This window comes from Enterovibrio calviensis DSM 14347, assembly GCF_000621165.1.
In the GTDB taxonomy this organism is placed as follows: domain Bacteria; phylum Pseudomonadota; class Gammaproteobacteria; order Enterobacterales; family Vibrionaceae; genus Enterovibrio; species Enterovibrio calviensis.
Genome location: NZ_JHZA01000030.1, coordinates 1 through 7,120, shown reverse-complemented (window position 1 = coordinate 7,120; position 7,120 = coordinate 1). Strand labels below are relative to the sequence as shown.

Genomic DNA, 7,120 nt, shown 5'->3' with positions numbered 1-7,120 from the left:
TGATACTAATTGCCCGTGAGGCTTAACCATACAACACCCAAGGGGTTTTAGCGGACTCAGATAAGAACATTGAATGTGTAAGAGAAGCTAGTCAGAATTTTCCCAGATTTTAGTTTTTCGCGAATGCGGGAAACACAACAAGATTTGCTTGGCGACCATAGCGTTATGGACCCACCTGACTCCATGCCGAACTCAGTAGTGAAACGTAACAGCGCCGATGGTAGTGTGGGGTCTCCCCATGTGAGAGTAGGACATCGCCAGGCTTCAAATTCGTTTTCATCTTTTTCAGAAAAAGATGAAGGCAAAAAAACAAAAAGCCCTGACCTGACGGTCAGGGCTTTTTTGCGTTTAAGCGAAAATAGACCGATAACGGTGTATGAACATCCACCATGCCGGTCAGCTTTGGTTGAAGGCTTATAAGGACTTTTAGTTGAAGGCTTATAAGGACTTTGCGAAGGACTCATTAGGCTTTCTAGAAGCCGGTACCAACGAGTCCAACACACAGCGAAAAACTTACCTACGTCCAGTGACAAAACAGACCTTGTCGCTTGGTCAGTTATAAGCTGATTTCTCTAAGGTATAGCAAGCACCTAGACAATTGGCCTACTCGCATAGCGTGAGCGTCAATAAGTGAATAAAGGCTGTTCAGAGCACTAGGTACGACAACATCATGTTGGTGAAGATAAAATAAGTGGCTTCAGTGATAAAACGCCAACCGTTAGATACAAAAAAGCACCGCTAGTGCGGTGCTGTCTGTTGCTAATATTGTTCAATGCCTATGCTTGGAACTCTTCCAATGAGTCGATAACACGGATACCTGCATCTATCATCTCTTGGCAGGCTACGACTGTTGTATCGTTCGCAATGCCACGACAGGCTTCTAAGTTGACCCAAACATCAAACTGACCATGTTGTTTAAGCTGAAGGGCTGTTGTTTTCACGCAATAATCTGTTGCCAATCCTCCAACCAAAACCGTCGATACCTGCTTAGCGTTAAGCCACTCGATCAACCCTGTACTGAGTTTCTCATGGATGTCGTGAAAGCATGCACCATAAGGGTGTAAGTCGGGTTCAACACCTTTCCAGATAACATGATCATAGGCAGTAACGCCAGGGAGATCAGGAATGACCTCAAAGCCTTCAGTGCCCGGCACTGCATGTGAGACCCATGTCAAATCGGCATTGGTATGCTCTAATGGCATCAACATTTTATCGTGAGCGTCGACTACCCAAACGGCATTGGCTGGATGAGCGTCTTTAGTCAAAACTCGTAGTTGAGCATGTTTGGCCTGATTGTTAAGCGCCTTTCCAATCAAGTGACCTTCAAAAACTGGCAGCTCGTTTGGGCATAATGAGGTAAATGTTTTCTGCGGGTCGACGTCGATAGATGCAATCACCTGAGTCTCCTTACAGGATCTGATTGAGCAGATGATCTGCTCTGATCCGCTTGATCCGCTTTAGAAGTGTTCGCACTTGAGTCGGGTAGACTTCCAATTTCTCAATTTGTTTGTAGCTACCAATGAGCTGTGTGTGCTCAAGGATCTTATCGATCTCTCGCTGTGCTTCGTTTTCAAGCAGTCCATGCTTGTCGTGAAGTAATATCGCATTCTCTAGATCGAGCTTCCATGCACGAGGGTTAAGGTTGTTACCGGTGAGTAGCATGTAGCTGCGATCTACCCAGATACCCTTCAAATGGAAACTATTGTTATCATGTTTCCAAAGGTGGATTTTCAATTGGCGCTTGGCAATTGCAGCCTCATTGCGACGCGCAAAGTTACGCAGATTGATTTCGTAAAGATAAGGCAGTCCTGAGATCGTTTTGAAGGGCTCATCCGGCGGGATGTAGAAATCATTTGCCGTTTTGTCGCCGACGATAATAGTGATGCTAACGCCACGACGAAGCGCACGTCTGATTTCTCGCATCACACTTCGTGGAGGATTGAAGTAAGGTGTACAAATCGTCAATTCTTCATGAGCGCTTGCAATTAATCTGCAGATTTGAGTATTGAGGAAGTTCTTACGCTTACCCAAGCCAACCATTGGTGTTAAGCCAACTTGATCCTCATTAATATGCTGAGAAATAAAGCTGTAGCTAGCGCTTTGTAGTCGAGCTCGTAGGTTACGAATTGCTGGCTTTAACGCTTTAGTCTCTGGGCGGCTTGGTTGCGATAAGCAGTTCACTGCATCACTCGCGACCAACGTGTTTGATATGAAGTTCGCCATGCTATCAGCCAGCGCTTTGCTGTGAATCACATGATAGCGGTCATAGCGATATCGGTCATGCTGAGCCAAGTAAACATCGTTAAGGCTAGCACCGCTGTAGATAACTGTTTCATCAATGATGAAGCCCTTCAAGTGCAGTACACCGAAGACTTCTCGGTTTCTTACTGGTACACCAAGAATGTCCACTTTATGGACATATTTCTCTGAATATTCGCGATAGAGTCCTGCATTACCATCAGATTTCTCAGCACCTATCAAACCACGTTGAGCACGATGCCAATCAACGAGTACTTTAACGTCTAGTCTCGGGTTCTTTTGCTTTGCTTCGTAGAGCGCATCAAGGATCGACCGTCCTGCTTCATCGTCTTGAAGATATAGAGCGACCAAATAAATTCGAGACTTAGCTTGTGCAATTTCATGCAATAAGCGCTCTCTAAAAGATGCGGCGTCAAGCAGTGTTTCAAGCTGCTCGGGACGATGTGCAATTTTTGGTAGCTGATCGATCAACTGCTTATTTGCAGTAGCTGAATCCATTGTTGCCTCATTAACTTCGACTGATGGTCGTATTTATGCAAATCAAACCCTGCATTGTACCAGAAAATACGCGATTTCCAGTGTTCTGGATGTGTCTGTTATCTCGAATTGATACTGTTATTTTGCCAAATACAGCATTGGTACGAGATCTTTGCCACTGTTACAGTAACTGATATAGCGACCTTTGAGTTCTTCGGGTAGGGCATCTGCATCAATGACCTCAAATGCCGCGTCTTCATAAAGCGGTATGAGATAGCGATAGGCTAGACAATAACAGCGTTTAGATTCCGTTTGCTTTTCGATGGCGTTAAGAAATGCTTTCCCCAGCTTCTGTCGCCTAACGTCAGGATGGATCAGCATTCCAGTTAGAAGCTGAAAGCTCTCGAACTGGCGGAAACGCACCGCACCTAACAGGCCATCTGAACCTTCCATTGTCCAAATGACCTCGTCTTTCTTGGGTTTCCCTGCTGGGTAATAGTCTTTGTAAAAGCGTGCAATCAAAGGGAAACGTAATGTATCTAACGGAAGATATCTATAGTCGGCCATGGTTATCAAATCACTGCGAATTTTAGGCGGATGCGGTAGTATACACGGCTACTAGTCATTGCAAATGAAACCGCGAGCCGAATGAAAAAACTCACTAGCACATCACTCAAGCCATACCATACGTTTGGCTTGGAACTAAATGCAAAAGATATTATTGAAGCGAATACTGCCGAAGATTTTTTGCAGGTGTGGGCGCAGAACCCCTCTGAGCCAAAACTAATTGTGGGTGAGGGGAGCAATCTACTCTTCTGCGAAGATTTTGAAGGGATCGTCGTTCTTAATCGTTTAAAAGGCATCACAGTCAAAGAGTCGGGCAGTGAATGGCTGCTGCATGTAGCAGGTGGTGAAAACTGGCATGACTTGGTCACTTGGACGGTGGAACAAGATATGCCAGGTCTCGAAAATCTCGCACTTATTCCTGGGCTTGTGGGTTCCGCACCGATTCAAAATATCGGCGCATATGGCGTCGAACTAAAAGCGTATTGTGACTATGTTGATGTATTGCTTTTAGATAATGGGCAGATTAAGCGATTGTCTGCTCTAGAGTGCGAATTCGGATACCGAGATTCGGTGTTCAAACGTCACCTCAAAGACACTGCTATTGTAACAGGCGTGGGTTTCCGTCTGCCAAAGCAATGGCAACCTGTTCTGGGGTATGGGGCGCTTAGTCAGTTGCAGGATAAAGAAGACCTGACCGCCAAAGATGTCTATGACATGGTTTGCGAAATCCGCCGCTCTAAGCTCCCTGATCCCAAAGTGATAGGCAATGCAGGCAGCTTCTTTAAGAACCCTGTTGTTACCAAGTCTCTCGGAGACAGTTTACTTGCTGCTCATCCAAATATGCCGTGCTTTCATGTCAACGATGCAGAAGTTAAATTGGCAGCAGGCTGGTTGATAGACCAATGTGGGTTGAAAGGCCATAGAGTTGGCGGTGCGGCTGTACACAAGCAGCAGGCGTTGGTACTTACAAATGCTGATAAGGCTACGTCACTTGATGTGATCACCTTAGCTCAAGAGGTTGTAGATACTGTTCACCGCCAGTTTGGCGTCAAGCTCGAACATGAAGTCCGTTTCATTGGACGCACTGCAGAAACGCACTTGGAGGCCATATGCCAGCGATAGACAACACACCACGTTTGGCGCTTATTCGAATTTTGGCTGACGGGCATTTCCATTCCGGTGAAAAGCTTGGTCAAGAGTTGGGTATGAGCCGAGCGGCTATTAGCAAGCACATCAAAGTGCTTCAGCAATGGGGGTTGGATGTCTATCGCGTTCAAGGGAAAGGCTATTGCCTGCCATCACCTCTCGATTTGCTCGAAGAACAGAAGCTAAAAGAGGCACTAGACGCACCTAGTTTTTCACTTATTCCAGTCATTGGCTCGACGAATCAGTACTTGATGGATCGCGTTGGTCAATTAGCCTCGGGTACAGCGTGTTTAGCTGAATATCAGCAAAGTGGACGCGGTCGACGCGGTAGAACTTGGTTCTCACCATTTGGTGCCAATCTATATCTATCCATGTATTGGCGCCTTGATGCTGGAATGGCAGCGGCGATGGGGTTGAGTTTAGTTGTTGGTGTGTCCATGGCAGAAACATTAGCAAAACTCGGAGCCAATGATGTGAAGGTTAAGTGGCCTAATGACCTATACTGGAATGATCGAAAGCTTGCCGGTATTTTGGTCGAAATGACAGGGCAAGCGGGAGACGCTGCTCACTTAGTCATTGGTATGGGATTGAATGTTTCAATGTCTGATACCGTGGATGCAGTTGATCAGAATTGGGCCAATTTGAAAGATGCTTGTCATACTTTACCTGCTAAGAATACATTGGCCGCAGCCCTTATCAATGGTGTTACGGATTCACTTAAGCAGTATGAAGAAACAGGTATGGCTGGCTTTGTCGCCGAATGGGATAAGTACGATAACTTTAAAGGGCGGTCAGTGAAATTGTTGCTAGGTGAGCGAGTTGTTGAAGGTATCGCGCGCGGCATCAACGAGCAAGGGGCGCTGCTATTGGAAACTGATTCCGGCATTACCCCTTATCTTGGCGGTGAGATTAGTCTCCGAGCCAACGATTAGCTTGAGCTATTTCCGCACCATCACGGTTTGAACGGCGTGGTTTGTCCCTTTTTGTAAGATCAGGCCCGCACGTTCTCTGGTTGGAAGAATATTCTCGACCAAGTTCTTTCCATTAATCTCTTCCCAAATCCCCGACGCTGTTTTCATGGCCTCTTCTTCTGAAAGCTCAGTGTAATGATGGAAGTAAGAAGACGGATTTTGAAACGCACCCTGTCTAAATGCCATAAATCGCTCGATATACCAGGTTTTGAGTAAATCGCTCTCCGCATCAACGTAAATTGAGAAATCGAGGAAGTCTGAAATAAATACGCGATGAGGGTCATGCGGGTAATCCATCCCACTTTGAAGTACATTCAAGCCTTCTACGATGAGAATATCCGGTTGCTCAACCACCTTTATGTTTTCGGTGACGTCATAGACCAAATGCGAATACACAGGCGCTTCGACGCGAGGTTTGCCGGATTTTACATCAGATACGAACTGCACTAACTTGCGAATATCATAAGACAAAGGAAAGCCCTTCTTCTTCATCAATTCGCGTTCTTTTAGTGTCTCATTAGGATGCAAGAAACCATCAGTGGTGATTAACTCGACTTTAGGGTGCTCTGGCCAGCGCTCAAGAAGCGCTTTCAGCAGACGAGCAGTGGTACTTTTCCCCACGGCAACGCTACCCGCTATTCCAATAATATAAGGGACAGTATTCCCTTTTTGGTCTAGAAAGTGCTCTAAAACCTGCGTGCGTCCTTTTCGAGCTTTAACGTACAGATTCAGAAGGCGAGAAAGAGGCAGATAGATGTCTCGCACTTCATTCATAGTCAAATGCTCGTTAATACCACGAAGCTGTTCGAGGTCATCCTCATCCAGCGTCATTGGCACAGAATCACGAAGTTCTGACCATTGTTGGCGATTAAAAGACAAATAAGGCGTTAAGAGATCGCTCATACTTAAAATGAATCTGTTTCGAGTAAGGACAGCGACAATACATTATCCCCAGTGATAGTGAAAGCAAGATGCTGAGTTTAGCCAACGCTATCTCGCTAAATAAATGCGTGAATTGGTGAATTTATACGCCATAAGAATAGTTTTAATAGAAAAAATTAAATTAGCTATTGCAACCCCAAAAATCATTGCATAGAATGCGCAGCACTTGTCGCCGGCTTAGCTCAGTTGGTAGAGCAACTGACTTGTAATCAGTAGGTCGCCAGTTCGATTCCGGCAGCCGGCACCATTAAGACAATACAAAACAATTTGGTGGGATTCCCGAGTGGCCAAAGGGATCAGACTGTAAATCTGACGGCTCAGCCTTCGAAGGTTCGAATCCTTCTCCCACCACCATATTTCAAATAGTTTGAATAGCTCTACGAGAAACTGAAAGCGGGCATCGTATAATGGCTATTACCTCAGCCTTCCAAGCTGATGATGCGGGTTCGATTCCCGCTGCCCGCTCCAATTCTAAAGTGCTGATATAGCTCAGTTGGTAGAGTGCACCCTTGGTAAGGGTGAGGTCCCCAGTTCGAATCTGGGTATCAGCACCATCTTTCTCTTACAAGTTACTCAAGCCATTTGATTTATACTCAACATAAATCCATTTGTTGGTTGTGTGGTCGTTAAGCCACCAAAATACCGTGCTTAGAGGGACTGTCATGTCTAAAGAAAAATTTGAACGTACGAAACCGCACGTTAACGTTGGTACTATCGGCCACGTTGACCACGGTAAAACCACTCTAACTGCAGCAATC

The 7,120-nt window shown here is 45.7% G+C and carries 7 protein-coding genes, 4 tRNA genes and 1 rRNA gene; 8 read left to right on the top strand and 4 right to left on the bottom strand.

What is annotated here, in order from left to right; genetic code table 11:
* The first annotated feature begins 147 nt into the window (after positions 1–147).
* A 5S ribosomal RNA gene (gene rrf / locus Q365_RS0118110) occupies positions 148–263 on the top strand.
* 513 nt (positions 264–776) lie between these two features.
* Here rrf and Q365_RS0118105 read toward each other — a convergent pair.
* The 3 genes from Q365_RS0118105 to Q365_RS0118095 all read right to left on the bottom strand — a co-directional run bounded on the left by Q365_RS0118105 (position 777) and on the right by Q365_RS0118095 (position 3,303).
* Entirely contained in the window at positions 777–1,397 is a 621-nt protein-coding gene (locus tag Q365_RS0118105; protein WP_028024664.1) for an isochorismatase family protein, read from the bottom strand.
* A gap of 10 nt (positions 1,398–1,407) precedes the next feature.
* Positions 1,408–2,757 (bottom strand): CDP-diacylglycerol--serine O-phosphatidyltransferase, encoded by a 1,350-nt coding sequence (pssA, locus tag Q365_RS0118100; RefSeq protein WP_028024663.1) that lies wholly within the window; start codon positions 2,755–2,757, stop codon positions 1,408–1,410.
* A 117-nt stretch (positions 2,758–2,874) separates the two neighbouring features.
* Positions 2,875–3,303 (bottom strand): GNAT family N-acetyltransferase, encoded by a 429-nt coding sequence (locus Q365_RS0118095; RefSeq protein WP_028024662.1) that lies wholly within the window; start codon positions 3,301–3,303, stop codon positions 2,875–2,877.
* Positions 3,304–3,384: 81 nt separating this feature from the next.
* Between Q365_RS0118095 and murB the strand changes: the two genes are divergently transcribed.
* Together murB and birA are read left to right on the top strand one after the other, a co-directional pair.
* On the top strand, positions 3,385–4,425 hold the full coding sequence (gene murB / locus Q365_RS0118090) for a UDP-N-acetylmuramate dehydrogenase (protein WP_028024661.1): 1,041 nt from the start codon (positions 3,385–3,387) through the stop codon (positions 4,423–4,425).
* On the top strand, positions 4,413–5,381 hold the full coding sequence (gene birA / locus Q365_RS0118085; protein ID WP_028024660.1) for a bifunctional biotin--[acetyl-CoA-carboxylase] ligase/biotin operon repressor BirA: 969 nt from the start codon (positions 4,413–4,415) through the stop codon (positions 5,379–5,381). Before murB ends, birA begins: the two co-directional genes overlap by 13 nt.
* Positions 5,382–5,387: 6 nt before the next feature.
* Here birA and coaA read toward each other — a convergent pair whose 3' ends face one another.
* Positions 5,388–6,323: a type I pantothenate kinase gene (coaA, locus tag Q365_RS0118080; protein WP_028024659.1), complete on the bottom strand. Its 936-nt coding sequence runs from the start codon at positions 6,321–6,323 to the stop codon at positions 5,388–5,390.
* Positions 6,324–6,533: 210 nt separating this feature from the next.
* Between coaA and Q365_RS0118075 the strand changes: the two genes are divergently transcribed.
* The 5 genes from Q365_RS0118075 to Q365_RS25830 form a co-directional block, all read left to right on the top strand.
* Positions 6,534–6,609, top strand: a tRNA-Thr gene (locus tag Q365_RS0118075).
* Between the two features lie 22 nt (positions 6,610–6,631).
* Positions 6,632–6,716, top strand: a tRNA-Tyr gene (locus Q365_RS0118070).
* Positions 6,717–6,755: 39 nt separating this feature from the next.
* Positions 6,756–6,830: transfer RNA gene (locus tag Q365_RS0118065), tRNA-Gly, on the top strand.
* Between the two features lie 10 nt (positions 6,831–6,840).
* Positions 6,841–6,916: transfer RNA gene (locus Q365_RS0118060), tRNA-Thr, on the top strand.
* Between the two features lie 108 nt (positions 6,917–7,024).
* Positions 7,025–7,120, top strand: a 96-nt coding sequence (locus Q365_RS25830) for a GTP-binding protein (protein ID WP_001967706.1), incomplete at its 3' end; no start/stop codon positions are given.

Excerpts from the sequence above, each read along its gene's own strand:
- coaA (WP_028024659.1), bottom strand. The coding sequence starts at position 6,323 with ATGAGCGATCTCTTAACGCCTTATTTGTCTTTTAATCGCCAACAATGG.
- Q365_RS0118095 (WP_028024662.1), bottom strand. The coding sequence starts at position 3,303 with ATGGCCGACTATAGATATCTTCCGTTAGATACATTACGTTTCCCTTTG.
- murB (WP_028024661.1), top strand. The coding sequence starts at position 3,385 with ATGAAAAAACTCACTAGCACATCACTCAAGCCATACCATACGTTTGGC.
- pssA (WP_028024663.1), bottom strand. The coding sequence starts at position 2,757 with ATGGATTCAGCTACTGCAAATAAGCAGTTGATCGATCAGCTACCAAAA.
- birA (WP_028024660.1), top strand. The coding sequence starts at position 4,413 with ATGCCAGCGATAGACAACACACCACGTTTGGCGCTTATTCGAATTTTG.